The following is a 15,697-nucleotide window of genomic DNA, read 5'->3' on the forward strand; positions in this document are numbered from 1 at the left end:
CCGTCATGTCCAAAAGCCCGTTTCAAAAGCCCATCGAAATCAAGATTTCCACCGTCGTTGCCGTCTCCGCGATCCTGCACACGTCCGACCTCATCGCCCTCGATGCCGCCCTGCGCGGCATGACGGGTGGCGTTGCCGATTTTTTTGAAGGCGACCTCGCCGTCATCGACGTCGGCGACCTGGCGCCAGGTTCCGAACGCATCGACTGGGCCGGCACGATCGAGCTGCTGAAGAAGTACCGCCTGAATCCGGTGGCCGTGCGCAACGCGCGGCCGGACATGCTGGAAGAAATCCAGGCCCTGGGCCTGTCGATCGATACCGGCAAGCGCGACGATGCCGGCCCATCCACCGCAGTGCCGGCTCCTGCTCCAGCGCCGGCACCTGCTCCCGCTCCCGCTCCCGCTCCAGTATCGGCGGCCGCGCCTGCCGCGCCCGCCAATACCGGAACGATCATCATCGACACGCCGGTGCGTGCCGGCCAGCGCATCTATGCGCGCGGCGGCGACCTGATCGTGATGGCCGTCGTCAACAACGGCGCCGAGATCATCGCCGACGGCAGCATCCATGTGTACAACACCCTGAACGGCCGCGCGCTGGCCGGCGCCTCCGGCGACGCGACCGCGCGCATCTTCGCCCTGTCGATGTCGCCAGAACTGGTGTCGATCGCGGGTGTTTACCGGACGTTCGAGGATGGTTTCCCCGTCGAGCAGGCCAAGCAGCCCGCACAAATCAGGCTCAGCGGCGACAAACTGGATATACAATCTGTCAATTAAGGCAATTCAACAGGCAACGCGTCCGCGCCCCGCGCCTGAGCTTTCACACTAAAAGGATTATTCGTGGCAAGAATTATTGTTGTAACGTCCGGCAAGGGCGGTGTCGGCAAGACGACTTCCAGCGCCAGCTTCTCCACCGGTCTCGCGATGCGTGGCCACAAGACCGCCGTGATCGACTTCGACGTGGGCCTGCGCAACCTCGACCTGATCATGGGTTGCGAGCGCCGCGTCGTCTATGACCTGATCAATGTGATCAACAAGGAAGCCTCGCTGCCGCAGGCACTGATCAAGGACAAGCACTGCGACAACCTGTTCATCCTGCCGGCTTCGCAAACGCGCGACAAGGATGCGCTGTCGGAAGACGGCGTCGAGCGCGTGCTGGCCGAACTGATCGACATGGGTTTCGAGTACATCATCTGCGATTCGCCGGCCGGCATCGAGCATGGCGCCCTGATGGCGCTGACCTTCGCCGACGAAGCCATCGTCGTCACCAATCCGGAAGTGTCGTCGGTGCGCGATTCCGACCGCATCCTCGGCATCCTGCAGGCGAAGTCGCGCCGCGCGCAGTCCGGCGGCGAACCGGTCAAGGAACACCTGCTGATCACCCGCTATGCGCCGAAGCGCGTGGAAGCGGGCGAGATGCTGAGCTACACGGACGTGCAGGAAATCCTGCGCATCCCGCTGATCGGCATCATTCCGGAATCGGAACAGGTGCTGCATGCATCGAACCAGGGTAACCCTGCGATCCACTTCAAGGGCACGGACGTGGCCGAAGCCTATGAAGACGTCATCGCCCGCTTCCTGGGCGACACCCGGCCACTGCGCTTCACGGACTATGAAAAACCGGGGTTGTTCAAGCGCATCTTTGGAGGAAAGTAAATGGCCCTGCTATCTTTCCTGTTCCCCAGCAAGCCGAAAACGGCCAACGCCGCGAAGGAGCGGCTGCAGATCATCATCGCGCGCGAACGCAACGGCCGCAGTGGCCCGGACTTCCTGCCCGCACTGCACAAGGAACTGATCGAGGTGATCTCGAAGTACACGAAAGTGAATGCCGACGACATCAAGATCTCGCTGGATCGCCAGGGCAACCTGGAAGTGCTCGACGTCAACGTCGTGCTGCCGGACGCGTAATCCCGGCCGTACCGGTGCGGACCATTCGGACCGCACCGGCCCGCACGTGCGGCTAGCGGTTCTTAGCCGCCAGCAATTCCTCCACCACCTTCGCGCACGCATCCACGTGCTGGTAGCCGATCTGCCGGAAGGCAAAGAAGCCGATCGCCGCCGATGCCACCTGCCCTGCCAGCGGCACGATTTTCGATGCCTGTTTGGCCACCAGCTTTTTCCCGCTCTTTGCCAGCAGCTTGAAGACCAGGTCGCGCGTGATCAGTTTGCCCACCAGCATGCCCCCCACGCTGACCGACGCTTCGTAGGCGATCATCCGGTACTTCGGCTGCAGGCGCTCGACCTGCGCGGCCGTCAGGCCGAACGCCGCGTTCACTTCCTCGATCAGCTGGGTGAACAGCTTCACGTCGGAGACGATATCGACGCCTGGAATCGGCACCGCGGAGACCCCCGCGGCCAGCGCGGCGCGGCGGCGGACGAGCCGCCGGCAGCGTTCCCGCACCTCGGCGATGTTATCTGAAGAATAAGGCAACAATTCCCAGCCGCTGTCCACGAATGTGTCTCCTAAAAAGTTGCCAAACAAAAAAGTTCATTGAAAACGGCGTTTAACCAGTGTACCGTGTACCGATCCCACGGGCCCGCACGGAGCGTGTTTCTGACCAGAAATTGTTGGTCAAATTAGTAACAACATTGCAAACCCTGTTATATTCGCAGTGACCAAGCCTTACCCCCGTTCTTTAACCACCGATAAGATGAGAATCGTAGTCCTTGACAATGACCGAAGCCAGACCGAGCTGATTTCCCAGGTACTGACTTCCGCCGGCCACGTGTGCCATGCCTTCCAGACAGGCAAGGAACTGCTCGGCCAGCTGCGCAAGGACAGCTACGACATGCTCATCTTCGACTGGCAGGTTGCCGATATGGGGGGCGCCGAGCTGATGCGCAAGGCGCGCGAAAAGCTCAACGACGGCGCGCCCGTCATGTTCCTAACCACCAGTTCCGGCGAAGACGACATCGTTTCCGGCCTCGATGCGGGCGCGGACGACTACATGATCAAGCCCTTGCGCCGCAGCGAAATGGTGGCCCGGGTGCAAGCCTTGCTGCGGCGCGCCTTCCCGGCGCAAAACGGTGCCGAGCAACTGACTTTCGGCCAATATGTATTTGAAACCCGTCCGGGCCGGCTGTTGATGGATGGGCATGTGCTGGATGTCACGCACAAGGAGTTTTACCTGGCTCTGCTGTTTTTCCGCAACATCGGCCGGCCACTGTCGCGCGCTTATATACATGAGGCCGTGTGGATCCGGGAAACCGAGGTGCCTTCCCGCACGATGGATACGCATGTGTCGCGCGTGCGCAATAAACTCCAGCTGAAACCGGAAAACGGCTTCCGGCTCGTGCCTGTCTACAGCTACGGCTACCGCCTCGAAAAACTCGGCAATTAACACTCTAACACTCGGCAATTCAGACTCGGCAATTCAGACTCGGCAATTAAGACTCGGCAATTGAGCGCCTGCCCGCCGCCAATGGCGGCTCGATGGCGGCTCGATGGCGGGCGGCAAGCCCCCACTGGGACGATTTGTCCCATCCCTGCCAGCCCGGCCGGGCAAAGCCGGTTGCCGCACATCAGGCTATAATCAAGGCCTACGTCGTTGATTTTTCTGGAAATGCAACTTCTTGCCGTCGGCCTCAACCACACTACAGCTCCGGTCGCCCTGCGCGAACGGCTGGCGTTCGCGCCTGATCAGCTGGGGTCGGCCGTGCGCGCGGCGCGCAACTGGTTCCAGCGGCTCGACGGCCACGGCAGTGACGAGGCAGCCATCCTGTCCACCTGCAACCGCACCGAGCTGTATGCGGCCAGCGGCGCCGCCAACCCGCTCGACGCCGGCGCGCATTTCCTGGCCGATTTCCACCAGCTGAACTATTCCGAACTGCGCCCGCACCTGTACATGCTGCCGCAGCATGAAGCCGTGCGCCACACCTTCCGTGTCGCGTCCGGTCTCGATTCGATGGTGCTGGGTGAAACGCAGATCCTCGGCCAGATCAAGGATGCGATCCGCACCGCCGATGAAGCGGGCGGCCTCGGCACCTACCTGCACCAGCTGTTCCAGCGCAGTTTCTCGGTCGCCAAGGAAGTGCGCAGCACCACCGAGATCGGCGCGCACAGCGTGTCGATGGCGGCGGCCTCCGTGCGGCTGTCGCAGCGCATCTTCGACAAGCTGTCCGAGCAGAACGTGCTGTTCATCGGCGCCGGCGAGATGATCGACCTGTGTGCCACGCACTTCGCCGCGCAAAACCCGAAGTCGATCACGGTGGCCAACCGCACGCTGGAGCGCGGCGAACTGCTGGCGCACCGCTTCAACGGCAAGGCCGTGCGCCTGGCCGACCTGCAGACGCAGCTGCACCAGTACGACATCCTGATTTCATCCACCGCGTCGTCGCTGCCGCTGATCGGCCTGGGCATGGTGGAACGCGCGATCAAGGCGCGGCGCCATAAACCCATGTTCATGGTCGACCTGGCCGTGCCGCGCGATATCGAACCGGAAGTCGGCCGGCTGAACGACGTGTTCCTGTACACCGTCGACGACCTGGGCAAGGTGGTGCAGGCCGGTATCGAAAACCGGCAAGCCGCGGTGGCGCAGGCCGAGGCGATCATCGAAACGCGCGTGCAATCGTTCATGCACTGGGTCGACGACCGCGCCGTGGTGCCCGTGATCCAGGGCTTGCAGGAAAACGGCGAGGCGATCCGCCTGGCCGAACTCGACCGCGCCCGCAAGCTGCTGGCCAAGGGCGAGGATGTGGAAGCCGTGCTCGAAGCGCTGTCGAAAGGCCTGACGGCCAAGTTCATGCACGGTCCGCAGCAGGCGCTGCACCGTGCCCAGGGCGCCGAACGCGCCCAGCTGGCCGAACTGCTGCCCCAGCTGTTCCGCGGCCGCCGTTAGCGGCTCCCCCTCTTTTCGCTGCCGCACCGGCCCCGGTGCGATGACTACCCACACCGGAACACACCATGAAACCATCAATGCTGGCCAAGCTGGACCAACTCGCCAACCGCCTCGTGGAGCTGGACGAACTGCTGATGTCCGAAGGCGCCACGGCCAATATGGACAGCTACCGCAAGATGACCCGCGAACATGCCGAGCTGGGCCCGCTGGTGGCGCTGTACAAGGATTACCAGCAGGTACTGGACGACATCGCCGAGGCGCAGCAGATGCTGGGCGACCCGGACATGAAGGATTTCGCCCAGGAAGAAATCGAAGCCGGCAAGGGCCGCCTGGCCGGCCTGGAACTCGACCTCCAGAAAATGCTGTTGCCGAAGGATGCCAATGACGAACGCAACATCTTCCTGGAAATCCGCGCCGGCACCGGCGGCGACGAATCCGCGCTGTTCGCCGGCGACCTGCTGCGCATGTACACCCGCTTTGCCGAGCGCAGCCGGTGGCAGGTGGAAATCGTGTCGGCATCGGAAAGCGACCTGGGCGGCTACCGCGAAGTGATTGCCCGCATCGTCGGCACCGGCGCCTACTCGAAACTGAAATTCGAATCCGGCGGCCACCGCGTGCAGCGCGTACCCGCCACCGAAACGCAGGGCCGCATCCATACCTCGGCGTGCACGGTGGCCGTGATGCCGGAAGCGGATGAAGTGGAAGATGTGCACATCAACCCGGCCGACCTGCGCATCGACACCTATCGCGCCTCCGGCGCCGGCGGCCAGCACATCAACAAGACCGACTCGGCCGTGCGCATCACCCACCTGCCCAGCGGCATCGTCGTGGAATGCCAGGACGACCGCTCGCAGCACAAGAACAAGGCCTCGGCCATGAAGGTGCTGGCGGCCCGCATCAAGGACGTGCAGCTGCGCGAGCAGCAGTCGAAGGAAGCCGCCACCCGCAAGAGCCTGATCGGCAGCGGCGACCGCAGCGAGCGCATCCGCACCTACAACTTCCCGCAAGGCCGCATGACGGACCACCGCATCAACCTCACGCTGTACAAGCTCGACATGATCATGGATGGCGACCTGACCGAGCTGACGACAGCGCTGTCCGCCGAGCACCAGGCCGAGCAGCTCGCCGCGCTCGGCGACTAGGCCGTCAAGGCCGAGCCCGTGTCATGGTGCCTGACCCCCTGACACGGGCTCGGCCTTAGGTCATGGTGCCCGGATGGGGTCATGCCTTGCAATGCCCCCTGACAGGGCTCGGCCTTAGGATCGGGCGGCGTCCATCGGCCTGCGCCGCTTTATGCGAGAATTGGCGCCTTCCCATTCGAGCAATGTTAATGACGATGAAATCGCTGAGCCCGCGCACCGTCCTCCTGTCCGCCGCCGCCGCCGCCCTGCTGGTGGTCGCCGTCGCGCTGTTCCTGCAGCACGTGAAGGACATGCTGCCCTGCCCCATGTGCGTGATCCAGCGCTACCTGTTCCTCGCGGTGGCCATCGGCTGCCTGGTCGGTGCGTTCGGGCGCAAGCCGAAGATCGGCGCGGGCATCGGCCTGGCGGCGGCGATCGGCGGCCTCGGCGTCGTCGCCAAGCATTTGTACGTGCTGGCCAATCCCGGCTTCTCGTGCGGCATCGATCCGATGACGACCACGCTGAACAAGATTCCCACCGCTACTTACCTGCCGTGGCTGTTCGAGGCGGAGGGACTGTGCGACAAGGCGGAAATGTTCGCCGGCCTGTCGGTGCCGCAATGGTCGGCCGTCTGGTTCGCGATCCTGGCCGCGACCATGATCTGGGTGCTGGCGCGCCGGCAGGCATGAGCATGCTGGTCGTCCCCGGCACCACGCTGGCGGCGCTGCAGCGCGCGCCGCTGCTCGATCCCGTCGACCAGCGCATCCTGCTGTGCCACGCGCTCGGCATCACCCGCACGGCACTGATCACGCAATCCGACCGCGCGCTGACCGACGCCGAAGCGGCCGGCGTGTCCGCCCTGCTGCAGCGCCGGCTGGCTGGCGAACCGGTCGCGTACATCGTCGGCAGGCGCGAATTCTACGGCCTCGATTTCCAGGTCGGTCCCGGCGTGCTGATTCCCCGTCCCGAAACGGAACTGCTGGTCGAGCTGGCGCTGGAGCGCCTGCCGCCGCGCGGGCGCGTGCTGGACATGGGCACCGGGAGCGGCGCCATCGCCGTCGCCATCGCCCACGCCCGCCCGGATGCGCAGGTGACGGCCCTCGACGTCAGCCCCGATGCCCTCGCCATCGCGCGCCGCAACGCCGAACGGCACGGCGTGACCGTGCACTTCCAGCACAGCGACTGGTTCACGGCGGTTGCGCAGGGAACGTTCGACCTGATCGTTTCGAATCCCCCCTATATCGCCGCCGGCGACCGGCACCTGTCGGAGGGCGACCTGCGCTTCGAACCGCCCGGCGCGCTGACCGACCATGCCGACGGCCTGTCCGCGCTGCGCACCATCATCGAGGGCGCCCCGGCGCACCTCGTGGCCGGCGGCTGGCTGTTGATGGAGCACGGCTATGACCAGTCGGCCGCCGTGCAGGCGCTGCTGTCTTCCCGATCGTATGCCGGCGTGCAGAGCTGGCACGACCTGGCCGGCATCGCCCGCGTGACCGGCGGGCGGGCCAGCGCGCCTGGCGAGGGTTAGCCACCGCCCCGAGCAGGCGATACCGCTTTGCTAGAATCCGCGAACGGCTCCCTCCGGCACGGCGCGAGTTCAGGGACCGGCGTACGTGTTTTCACAATTTCGGTTACTCTCGCACCAATATTTTGGTCTGATGCACAGAAAGGAAAGCCAATTGTCCACTCTACTGACGCGCCGCCTGGCCCTGCTGGCCGAGGAACGGCACCGCGACGTGCTGCGGGGCGGCTTGCGTGGCATCGAACGGGAAACGCTGCGGGTGCAGCCGGATGGCCACCTGGCGCGCACGCCCCATCCGGCCGGCTGGGGTTCGGCACTGACGCATCCGGAGATCACCACCGATTATGCGGAAACGCTGGCCGAGTTCATCACGCCGGCCGAGAACGACATCGCCACCACGCTGGACAAGCTGGACGGCATCCACCGCTTCGCCTACAGCAAGCTGGGCGACGAACTGCTGTGGAGCGAATCGATGCCCTGCCAGTTGCCGGCCGAAGAGGACATCCAGATCGCCTGGTATGGCAAATCGAACCTGGGCATGCTCAAGCATGTGTACCGCCGCGGCCTGGCGCTGCGCTACGGCAAGGCGATGCAATGCATCGCCGGCATCCACTATAACTACTCGCTCGACGAGCGCCTGTGGCGCATCCTGGCCGAGAACGAGCCGGCCACCCGGCAGCTCACTCCGGTGGCCTACCAGTCCGAAGCCTACCTGGCGCTGATCCGCAATTTCCGCCGCAACAGCTGGCTGCTGATGTACCTGTTCGGCACCTCGCCGGCGCTGAACAGCAGCTTCCTGCGCGGCCGTCCGCACAAGCTGGAAGCGCTGTCGGCCGATACCCTGTACCTGCCCCATGCGACCAGCCTGCGCATGAGCGACCTGGGTTACCAGAACGATGCCCAGTCCGGCCTGCGCCCCCATGAGAACAGCCTGGACAGCTACGTCGCCACCCTGACCCGCGCCGTGAACCAGCCCTACGAGCCGTACCAGAAGATCGGTACCCGCGACGCGAACGGCGAATGGCAGCAGCTGTCGACCAACGTGATCCAGATCGAGAACGAGTACTACTCGACGATCCGGCCGAAGCGCGTGATCCGCACCGGGGAGCGGCCGATCCAGGCGCTGTGCAACCGCGGCGTGCAATACATCGAAGTGCGCTGCCTGGACGTCGATCCGTTCGAGCCGGTCGGCGTGGGCCTGGCGACCGGCCGCTTCCTCGACGCATTCCTGCTCTATTGCGCACTCGAGGAAAGCCCGGCGATCGACGAGCAGGAAGGCGAGATCCTGGCGCGCAACTTCGCCCGCACGGTGAAGGAAGGCCGCCGCCCCGGCCTGACGCTGACGCGCGATGGCCAGGAGATCACGCTGCGCGCCTGGGGCGAGGACCTGCTGGAACGGATCCGCCCCGCGGCCGAACTGCTCGATGCGCTGCGCGGCGATACCCAGCACACGGATGCCCTGGCGCAGCAGGGCCCCAAGCTGGCCGACCCTGAACGCACCCCGTCGGCCGCCGTGCTGCGGGAACTGGCGCGGCACGGCAATTCGTTTGCCGCCTTCGGCCTCGCGCAAAGCCAGCGGCACGCCGCCTACTTCCGCTCGCATCCGCCGAGCCCGGAACAGGAAGCGCATTTCGGCGCGCTGGCCGCCACTTCGGTGGCCGAACAGGCCGAGCTGGAGCGCACGCAGACGGGCAGCTTCGACGACTACGTGAAAGCCTACCGCGCCAGCAACCTGTGCCCGAACCACGCATGACGCCGCAGTCCATTCCCCCTCGCCGGCGTGCTGACCTTCTTTAACGAACAGCATGGCCAACTGCGGCCCCGGCACGAACTCGTGCAGGGGCACGCCGTTCCCGGGCACGACACGCCCGATCGCATCGACGCCATCCTTGCCGAACTGGGGCGGCGCGGCCTGGGACGGATCGTCACGCCGCATGGCGTGCCGCTGATGTCGCTCGAGCGCGTGCATGCGCCCCGCTACCTGCATTTCCTGCGCCATGCCTGGAGCGAATGGGCAGCCCAGTCGCCGGACCACGCCCAGCGGGACGCGTTTGCTTCCCAGTGGCCGGTGCGCACGCTGCGCGCCGACATCGAGCCGGAGGACCTCGGCGCGCGCCTGGGCCTGTACTCGATCGACACCACCACGCCGCTCACCTCGGGCACCTGGGTCGCCGCGAAAACCGGTGCCGATTGCGCCGTCAACGCGGCGCACGCGCTGCGCGTGGGCGAGCGCGGCAGCTTTGCCCTGACCCGCCCGCCCGGCCACCATGCCGGCGCGGATTTCTTCGGCGGCGGCTGCTACCTGAACAATGCCGCCCTGGCCGCCCAGCACCTGCTCGACGATGGCCTGCAGCGCGTGGCCGTGCTGGACGTCGATTACCACCATGGCAGCGGCACGCAGGGCATCTTCTACGACCGGGCCGACGTGCTGTGCCTGTCGGTCCACGCCGAACCGCGCCAGGCGTATCCGTTCTACAGCGGCCATGCCGACGAAACCGGCGACGGCGCCGGCCACGGCTACAACGGCAACCTGCCGCTGCCGGCCCGCACCACGGCGCAAGCCTGGTTTACCGCGCTGGAAACGGCCTGCGTGCGCCTGTCGATGTACCGGCCGGAAGCGCTCGTGGTGGCGCTGGGCGCCAATACCTTCCAGGGCGAAGCGCATGGCGGCTTCGGCCTGGGCGGCGGCGACTTCCTGCGGCTCGGCGAGCGCCTGGCATGGCTGAACCTGCCGACCTGCTTCGTGTTCGAGGGCGGCAGCGCGCTGCGCGAACTGGGCACCAATGTCGTCAACGTGCTGGAAGGCTTTGAAACGGCCTTGTGATGTCACGACAATTTCATAATAAATCGCTTGCTATTAAATCGCCTTCTATGTATAGTGTGCACATGGACGACGCATACAGCGTCCCAGGCAGCAAAAAAAAGCAATCGATACGTACCCTGTAAATAGTGCGCTATTGAATCGAATATTACCTAGCTGAAAGGAACTGCACCATGTCGATCGAAAAAGTCCTGTACCGCGCCCATGCCAAATCCACCGGTGGCCGCGAAGGCCGTTCCGTCTCCAGCGATGGCGTGCTGGACGTCAAGCTGACCACGCCGAAGGAACTGGGCGGTAACGGCGCCGAAGGCACCAACCCGGAACAGCTGTTCGCCGCCGGTTACTCGGCCTGCTTCCTGGGCGCCATGAAATTCGTCGGCGGCCGCGACAAGATCGCCGTGCCGGCCGATACCTCGATCGACGCCAGCGTCGGCATCGGCCCGATCCCGACCGGTTTCGGCATCGAAGTGGAACTGAAGATCTCGCTGCCGGGCCTGGACCGTGAAACGGCCGAGAAACTGGTGCAGGCCGCGCACATCGTCTGCCCGTACTCGAACGCCACCCGCGGCAACATCGACGTCACGCTGACCGTCGTTTAAGCGGTTCTCTCCGGCCACTGCCCTTACAATTGCCCCTTTACATGGGGCATTGAAATGATCGAATGGCAGTGGCTGGCGTTTGAAAGCATTCCGCGCGGGGACCTGTACGAAGTGCTGCGCCAGCGGCAGGAAGTCTTCGTGCTGGAGCAGACCTGCCTGTATCCCGACCTGGACGACCACGACCAGGCCGCCCATCACCTGATGGCCTGGCAGACAGTCGCCGGCGAACGCCGCCTGGTGGCCTACCTGCGCTGCCTCGCCCCCGGCGCCAAGTACACCGAAATGTCGCTCGGCCGCATCCTCACCCCTGCCACCGCCCGCGGTACCGGCATCGGGCGCCAGCTCGTCGCCGAAGGCATCCGCCGCGCCGAACGGCAGCACCCCGGCCACCGCATCCGCATCGGCGCCCAGCAGCGCCTGGAAGCCTTCTACCAGAGCTTCGGCTTCACCACCATCAGCGATCCGTACGACGAAGACGGCATCCCGCACATCGACATGCTGCGCTAAAACACTTCCCAGAACTGGGGGCGTAGCCGGGGTTTCAGGGAGCATGCTCCCTGCCGGCGTAGCGATGCTGACTTGCCAGCCAGCATTCCTCCAGACCCCAAATTCCAAAAACATTTCCCAGAACCGGGGTCAGACCCCAATTCCAGGAAATATTTCCAAAATTCGGGGTCTGACCCCGGTTTTTGGCAACTTTCGCTAGAAACTGACGATGAACCGGGCGCCGTTGCTCACGGAGCGGGCGTAGCGCACGGTGCCGCCGTTGCCGTGCACCAGCTGCCGCACCATCGCCAGGCCGATGCCGCGGCCCTGTTTTTTCGTCGAGAAGAAGGGCGTGAAGATGTGCGGGGCCAGGTCGACGGGCACGCCGGGGCCGTTGTCGCAGACTTCGATGCGCAGCCGCCCGCCGCGCCCCAGCCGGGCCGTGATGGTGGCGCGCGGCGATGCCACTTGCGCGGTCGCCTCGGAGGCGTTTTTCAGCAGGTTGATCAGGGCCTGCTCCAGCTGGCCGGGATCGACCATCACTTCCAGCGATGCCGGTTCGACGGAGAACTCGGCGCTGCCGCCCCGTGCCTGCCAGTGCGGGCCGACCAGGGCCGCCAGCCGCGCGAACAGCCGCCCCAGGTGCACCCGCTCGGGCTGTGCCTGCGGCAGCGTCGACAGGCTCCGGTAGCTCGACACGAAATCGACGAGGCTGGCGGCGCGCCGGGCAATCGCATCGAGCGCGGTGGACAGGTCTTCCGAGGCATCGGCCGGCAAGTCCGCGGACAGCTCGCCCAGCAGGTCGTGCGCGGTGCGCGACAGCGAAGCCACCGGCGTCAGCGAATTCATGATCTCGTGCGTCAGCACATGCACCAGCTGCCGCCACGCGTTGAGCGCTTCCGCCTCCAGCTGGCTCTCGACCGGCATCAGTGCGACCAGCCGCTGCCCGTCGCCCTGCACGGTCAGCGTGGAAACGGCCACCAGCGCCCGCTCCAGGCCGCGCTCCGTGTCGAAGCTGACCAGGCGCCGCTCGTCCGCCGGCTGCGCGGCCAGCAGTTCGTACAGCGCCTCCGGATCGCTGGCCCGCCCCGGCGCCACCAGCCGCCGCGCATTCGCATTGACCGGCGCGACGGTATCCGGCCCGGTCAGGCCGTCGATATGGAACAGCGCGATCGGCGCGTGTTCGAGCCGTGCTTCCAGCGCCAGCACCGAGGCCGATGCCGGCCATGCCGCGGCGGGCACCGGCGATTCGGGACGTGCGACCGGCAGCCGCAGCTTCCCGAGGCAGCGCCACAGCACGACCGTGGCCGCGGCGGCACCCAGCCCGCACAGCACCAGCAGGCGCGGCGAATCCGCCACGGACGCCGCGCAGGCACCGAGGCCGGCCAGTGTACCGGCGGCGGCCAGCACGCCGAACCGCATGCCCCGCTCAGATGCCATGCTTGTCCAGCTTGCGGTACAGCGCCGCGCGCGACACGCCCAGCATCCGCGCGGCATGGCTGATATTGCCCTGCGCCTGCGCCAGCGCGGCAGCGATCGCCTCGCGCTCCAGCGACGACAGCGTGGCTTCCTCTCGTACGGCGGCGGTCACCGCTGGCATCAATCCTCCCACTGCCACCGGGACGGCAGGCGACGGCGCCGGCATCGCGCCCGCGGCGAGTCCGAAATCATCGATCCGGTACTCCGCATGCGCGCCCAGGATCACGGCCCGCTCGCACGCATGCCGCAGCGCCCGCACATTGCCCGGCCACGGGTGCCCGCACAGCGCATCGACCGCCGCCGGCGCGATTGACCGGGCCGGCCGGCCGTACTGCGTCTCGTACAGCGCCAGGTAGTGCCGCGCCAGCAGCGGTACGTCGTCGCGCCGCTCGCGCAGCGGCGGCACGCGCACCACGATCGTGTTGAGCCGGAACAGCAGGTCGGCACGGAACACGGCGGGATCGAACAGCCGCGCTTCATCGAGATTGGTGGCGCTGACGATGCGCACATCCACGCTTTCCGGCCGGTCGGCGCCGACCGGGGTCACCTCGCGCCGCTCCAGCGCCGTCAGCAGCTTGGCCTGCCCGGCCAGCGGCATGTTGCCGATCTCGTCGAGGAACAGCGTGCCGCCCCGCGCGGCCTGGAAGCGCCCGGCGCGGTCGGCCTTGGCATCCGTGAACGAACCCTTGCGATGGCCGAACAACTCGCTCTCGAAGGTGGCTTCCGGCAGCGCGCCCATGTCCACCGAGAGGAAAGTGCCGGCGGCGCGCCGCGATTGCGCGTGCAATGCGCGCGCCACCAGTTCCTTGCCGACGCCGTTCTCGCCCAGCACCATCACGTTGGCCTCGGTGGGCGCCACGCCGGCGATCATGGCGCGCACCGCCTGCATCGGCGCCGAATCGCCCATCAATTCGGAAGCACCGCGCAGTGCCGTCCCGGCCGCGGGCCGCCGCCGCGCCAGCGCCGTATCGACGGCGGCCACCAGCCGCGCGTTATCCCATGGCTTGGTGATGAAGTCGGCGGCGCCGCGCTTCAATGCTTCCACCGCCAGCGGCACGTCGGCATACGCGGTCAGCGCGATCACGGCCGGCGGCTGCGGCTGGCGGCGCAGCACGTCCAGCGCGGCCAGACCTTCGGCGCCGTCGGTGCGGCCCGGGGCGAAATTGAAGTCGAGCAGCACCACGTCCGGCACGCCGCGCGCCAGCACGCCACCCAGCTGCCCCGGATCGTGCAGCACCGCCACCTCGCCGTAGCGGCGGCGCAGCAGCATGCGCGCCGCGTAGGCCACGTCGGCATCGTCGTCGAGGATCAGGATGCGGGCGGTGGAATCGGACATGAAAGAAAGCTGGCGCGTTGGGATCGGGGCATTCTAGCAGCAGCATTCGGCCCGCGGACAGCGCTTTCGCGACCTGTCCGGAAGCGGACACCGCACCTTGTCCGCTTATTGTCCGCTTTCGGCCAGAACCCCGGCGGAAGGCGCGGAAACAGGGCTGGCACATGCCTTGCAATAGAAGGGGCATGCATATCCTGCCACCCTCTCCCACCAGGCCAGCCAGCGGCGCGGCGATGGACATGGTCGTCCCGCGCCGCCGCGGCCGCACCATCGTCCTGGCGATCACCGGCCTGCTGGCGGTGCTGGCCGCCGGCTTCGCGATCTGGCACTGGATGCCGCGCGGCCTGCAGGTCGACGGCGCCGACCTGCGCATCGTCACCGTCGAACGGGGCATCTTCCGCGACGATATCGCCGTGCGCGCCAACGCCGAACCGCTGACCGCCGTCATGCTCGATTCCGTGGAGTCGGGCCGCATCGAGGAAGTGCATGCCCGCGACGGCGACCTGGTCGACCGGGGCCAGCTGCTGTTCCGCATCTCGAACCCGCAGCGCAACCTGGAGCTGCTGGCGCGCCAGTCCGAATACGCGCAGCAGATCTCCAACCTGTCGACCCTGCGGGTGGCCGAACAGAGCAACCGCACCGAGCGCCAGCGCCGGCTGGACGACCTGTCGTTCGCACTGGAACAGGCGCAGAAAACCCTGGCGCGCACCGAACGGCTGGCCAGCCAGGGCTATGTTTCCGCCGTGGCGCTGGAAGAAGCGCGGGACAGGCACGACAAGGCGCAGCGCGCGCTGGCGCTCGAACAGCACAGCATCGAGGCGGAAGACAAGGTGCGCGGCAATGCGCTCGGGCGCCTGGAGGAAACGATCACGGGCCTCGCCACCGGCCTGCGGCTGGTGGAACAGACCGTCGACGCCCTGGCCGTGCGTGCCCCCGTCGCCGGCCGGCTCACCGATTTCCGCCTGCAGGTGGGGGAATCGATCGTCACCGGCAAGCGCGTCGGCCGCATCGACGACCCGCAGCGCTTCAAGCTGTCCGCGCTGGTCGACGAGTATTACCTGAACCGCGTATCGGTCGGCCGCCTCGGCGTGGTCACCCAGGACGGCCGCCGCTATCCGGTGAAGGTCGGCACGGTGTACCCGCAGATCAAGGATGGCCGCTTCACCGCCGAGCTGCTGTTCACCGAAGGCCAGCCGGTACTGAGCCCCGGCCAGAGCCTGGACGCGCAGATCACGCTGGGCGAGCCGGCGCCGGCATTGCTGCTGCCGAACGGTGCCTTCGTGTCGGACTCCGGCGCGGCCTGGGTGTATGTGTTCACCGATGCCACCCATGCCGAGCGCCGCCCGATCCGCGCGGGCCGGCGCAACAACGCACAGATCGAAGTACTGTCCGGCCTTGCGCCCGGCGAGCGCGTGATCGTTTCCACCTATGCCGGCTTCGGCAACTCGACCCGGCTGCAGCTCGACTAGTGCCGACTTGCAGTAATCTCCCACTCTCAACAA

At 66.5% G+C, this 15,697-nt stretch carries 16 protein-coding genes; 13 read left to right on the forward strand and 3 right to left on the reverse strand.

From position 1 onward, the window contains the following. Positions 1 to 5 precede the first annotated feature (5 nt). From minC to minE, 3 genes are all read left to right on the forward strand, one after another. Positions 6 to 773, forward strand: coding sequence for a septum site-determining protein MinC (gene minC / locus EYF70_RS28135; RefSeq protein ID WP_131148319.1), 768 nt, complete (start codon positions 6 to 8; stop codon positions 771 to 773). Positions 774 to 836: 63 nt separating this feature from the next. Then, entirely contained in the window at positions 837 to 1,652 is an 816-nt protein-coding gene (minD, locus tag EYF70_RS28140; RefSeq protein ID WP_131148320.1) for a septum site-determining protein MinD, read from the forward strand. After that, positions 1,653 to 1,904: a cell division topological specificity factor MinE gene (gene minE / locus EYF70_RS28145; RefSeq protein ID WP_131148321.1), complete on the forward strand. Its 252-nt coding sequence runs from the start codon at positions 1,653 to 1,655 to the stop codon at positions 1,902 to 1,904. A gap of 52 nt (positions 1,905 to 1,956) precedes the next feature. On the opposite strand, the gene EYF70_RS28150 is transcribed toward minE, so the two are convergent. Continuing rightward, entirely contained in the window at positions 1,957 to 2,448 is a 492-nt protein-coding gene (locus tag EYF70_RS28150) for a hypothetical protein (protein ID WP_229420602.1), read from the reverse strand. 199 nt (positions 2,449 to 2,647) lie between these two features. On the opposite strand from EYF70_RS28150, the gene EYF70_RS28155 reads away from it, so the two are divergent. The 9 genes from EYF70_RS28155 (at position 2,648) to EYF70_RS28195 (ending at position 11,404) form a co-directional block, all read left to right on the forward strand. Next, a complete protein-coding gene (locus tag EYF70_RS28155) occupies positions 2,648 to 3,337 on the forward strand; it encodes a response regulator transcription factor (protein ID WP_131149396.1) in 690 nt (229 codons plus the stop codon). Positions 3,338 to 3,559: 222 nt separating this feature from the next. After that, positions 3,560 to 4,834, forward strand: coding sequence for a glutamyl-tRNA reductase (hemA, locus tag EYF70_RS28160; RefSeq protein WP_131148322.1), 1,275 nt, complete (start codon positions 3,560 to 3,562; stop codon positions 4,832 to 4,834). A 65-nt stretch (positions 4,835 to 4,899) separates the two neighbouring features. Then, positions 4,900 to 5,976 carry a peptide chain release factor 1 gene (gene prfA / locus EYF70_RS28165; protein ID WP_131148323.1) on the forward strand — a complete coding sequence of 359 codons (1,077 nt, stop codon included), beginning with the start codon at positions 4,900 to 4,902 and terminating at the stop codon, positions 5,974 to 5,976. A gap of 188 nt (positions 5,977 to 6,164) precedes the next feature. Continuing rightward, positions 6,165 to 6,644: a disulfide bond formation protein B gene (locus EYF70_RS28170; RefSeq protein ID WP_307722089.1), complete on the forward strand. Its 480-nt coding sequence runs from the start codon at positions 6,165 to 6,167 to the stop codon at positions 6,642 to 6,644. Between the two features lie 2 nt (positions 6,645 to 6,646). Then, the gene (gene prmC / locus EYF70_RS28175; protein ID WP_131148324.1) at positions 6,647 to 7,483 is read left to right on the forward strand and encodes a peptide chain release factor N(5)-glutamine methyltransferase; all 837 of its coding nucleotides are present in this window, start codon (positions 6,647 to 6,649) and stop codon (positions 7,481 to 7,483) included. Positions 7,484 to 7,634: 151 nt separating this feature from the next. Continuing rightward, positions 7,635 to 9,230 (forward strand): glutamate--cysteine ligase, encoded by a 1,596-nt coding sequence (gene gshA / locus EYF70_RS28180; RefSeq protein ID WP_371861689.1) that lies wholly within the window; start codon positions 7,635 to 7,637, stop codon positions 9,228 to 9,230. A 27-nt stretch (positions 9,231 to 9,257) separates the two neighbouring features. Beyond that, complete coding sequence (locus tag EYF70_RS28185) at positions 9,258 to 10,301, forward strand: histone deacetylase family protein (RefSeq protein WP_131148326.1); 1,044 nt, start codon at positions 9,258 to 9,260, stop codon at positions 10,299 to 10,301. A 170-nt stretch (positions 10,302 to 10,471) separates the two neighbouring features. Next, a complete protein-coding gene (locus EYF70_RS28190; RefSeq protein ID WP_131148327.1) occupies positions 10,472 to 10,897 on the forward strand; it encodes an organic hydroperoxide resistance protein in 426 nt (141 codons plus the stop codon). 54 nt (positions 10,898 to 10,951) lie between these two features. Then, entirely contained in the window at positions 10,952 to 11,404 is a 453-nt protein-coding gene (locus EYF70_RS28195) for a GNAT family N-acetyltransferase (RefSeq protein WP_131148328.1), read from the forward strand. 195 nt (positions 11,405 to 11,599) lie between these two features. On the opposite strand, the gene EYF70_RS28200 is transcribed toward EYF70_RS28195, so the two are convergent. Beyond that, entirely contained in the window at positions 11,600 to 12,823 is a 1,224-nt protein-coding gene (locus EYF70_RS28200; protein ID WP_131148329.1) for a sensor histidine kinase, read from the reverse strand. Beyond that, entirely contained in the window at positions 12,813 to 14,198 is a 1,386-nt protein-coding gene (locus EYF70_RS28205; RefSeq protein ID WP_131148330.1) for a sigma-54-dependent transcriptional regulator, read from the reverse strand. The genes EYF70_RS28200 and EYF70_RS28205 overlap by 11 nt, the downstream gene beginning before the upstream one ends. Before the next feature lie 182 nt (positions 14,199 to 14,380). Between EYF70_RS28205 and EYF70_RS28210 the strand changes: the two genes are divergently transcribed. Continuing rightward, positions 14,381 to 15,664: an efflux RND transporter periplasmic adaptor subunit gene (locus EYF70_RS28210; RefSeq protein WP_229420603.1), complete on the forward strand. Its 1,284-nt coding sequence runs from the start codon at positions 14,381 to 14,383 to the stop codon at positions 15,662 to 15,664. Positions 15,665 to 15,697 lie beyond the last annotated feature (33 nt).

This window comes from Pseudoduganella albidiflava, assembly GCF_004322755.1.
GTDB lineage: Bacteria > Pseudomonadota > Gammaproteobacteria > Burkholderiales > Burkholderiaceae_D > Rugamonas > Rugamonas albidiflava.

What these genes read in the sequence shown, in the direction of transcription:
- minC (WP_131148319.1), top strand. Translation starts at nt 6, where the DNA reads ATGTCCAAAAGCCCGTTTCAAAAGCCCATCGAAATCAAGATTTCCACC.
- minE (WP_131148321.1), top strand. Translation starts at nt 1,653, where the DNA reads ATGGCCCTGCTATCTTTCCTGTTCCCCAGCAAGCCGAAAACGGCCAAC.
- EYF70_RS28155 (WP_131149396.1), top strand. Translation starts at nt 2,648, where the DNA reads ATGAGAATCGTAGTCCTTGACAATGACCGAAGCCAGACCGAGCTGATT.
- hemA (WP_131148322.1), top strand. Translation starts at nt 3,560, where the DNA reads ATGCAACTTCTTGCCGTCGGCCTCAACCACACTACAGCTCCGGTCGCC.
- prfA (WP_131148323.1), top strand. Translation starts at nt 4,900, where the DNA reads ATGAAACCATCAATGCTGGCCAAGCTGGACCAACTCGCCAACCGCCTC.
- EYF70_RS28170 (WP_307722089.1), top strand. Translation starts at nt 6,165, where the DNA reads ATGACGATGAAATCGCTGAGCCCGCGCACCGTCCTCCTGTCCGCCGCC.
- prmC (WP_131148324.1), top strand. Translation starts at nt 6,647, where the DNA reads ATGCTGGTCGTCCCCGGCACCACGCTGGCGGCGCTGCAGCGCGCGCCG.
- EYF70_RS28190 (WP_131148327.1), top strand. Translation starts at nt 10,472, where the DNA reads ATGTCGATCGAAAAAGTCCTGTACCGCGCCCATGCCAAATCCACCGGT.
- EYF70_RS28195 (WP_131148328.1), top strand. Translation starts at nt 10,952, where the DNA reads ATGATCGAATGGCAGTGGCTGGCGTTTGAAAGCATTCCGCGCGGGGAC.
- EYF70_RS28200 (WP_131148329.1), bottom strand. Translation starts at nt 12,823, where the DNA reads ATGGCATCTGAGCGGGGCATGCGGTTCGGCGTGCTGGCCGCCGCCGGT.
- EYF70_RS28205 (WP_131148330.1), bottom strand. Translation starts at nt 14,198, where the DNA reads ATGTCCGATTCCACCGCCCGCATCCTGATCCTCGACGACGATGCCGAC.
- EYF70_RS28210 (WP_229420603.1), top strand. Translation starts at nt 14,381, where the DNA reads ATGCATATCCTGCCACCCTCTCCCACCAGGCCAGCCAGCGGCGCGGCG.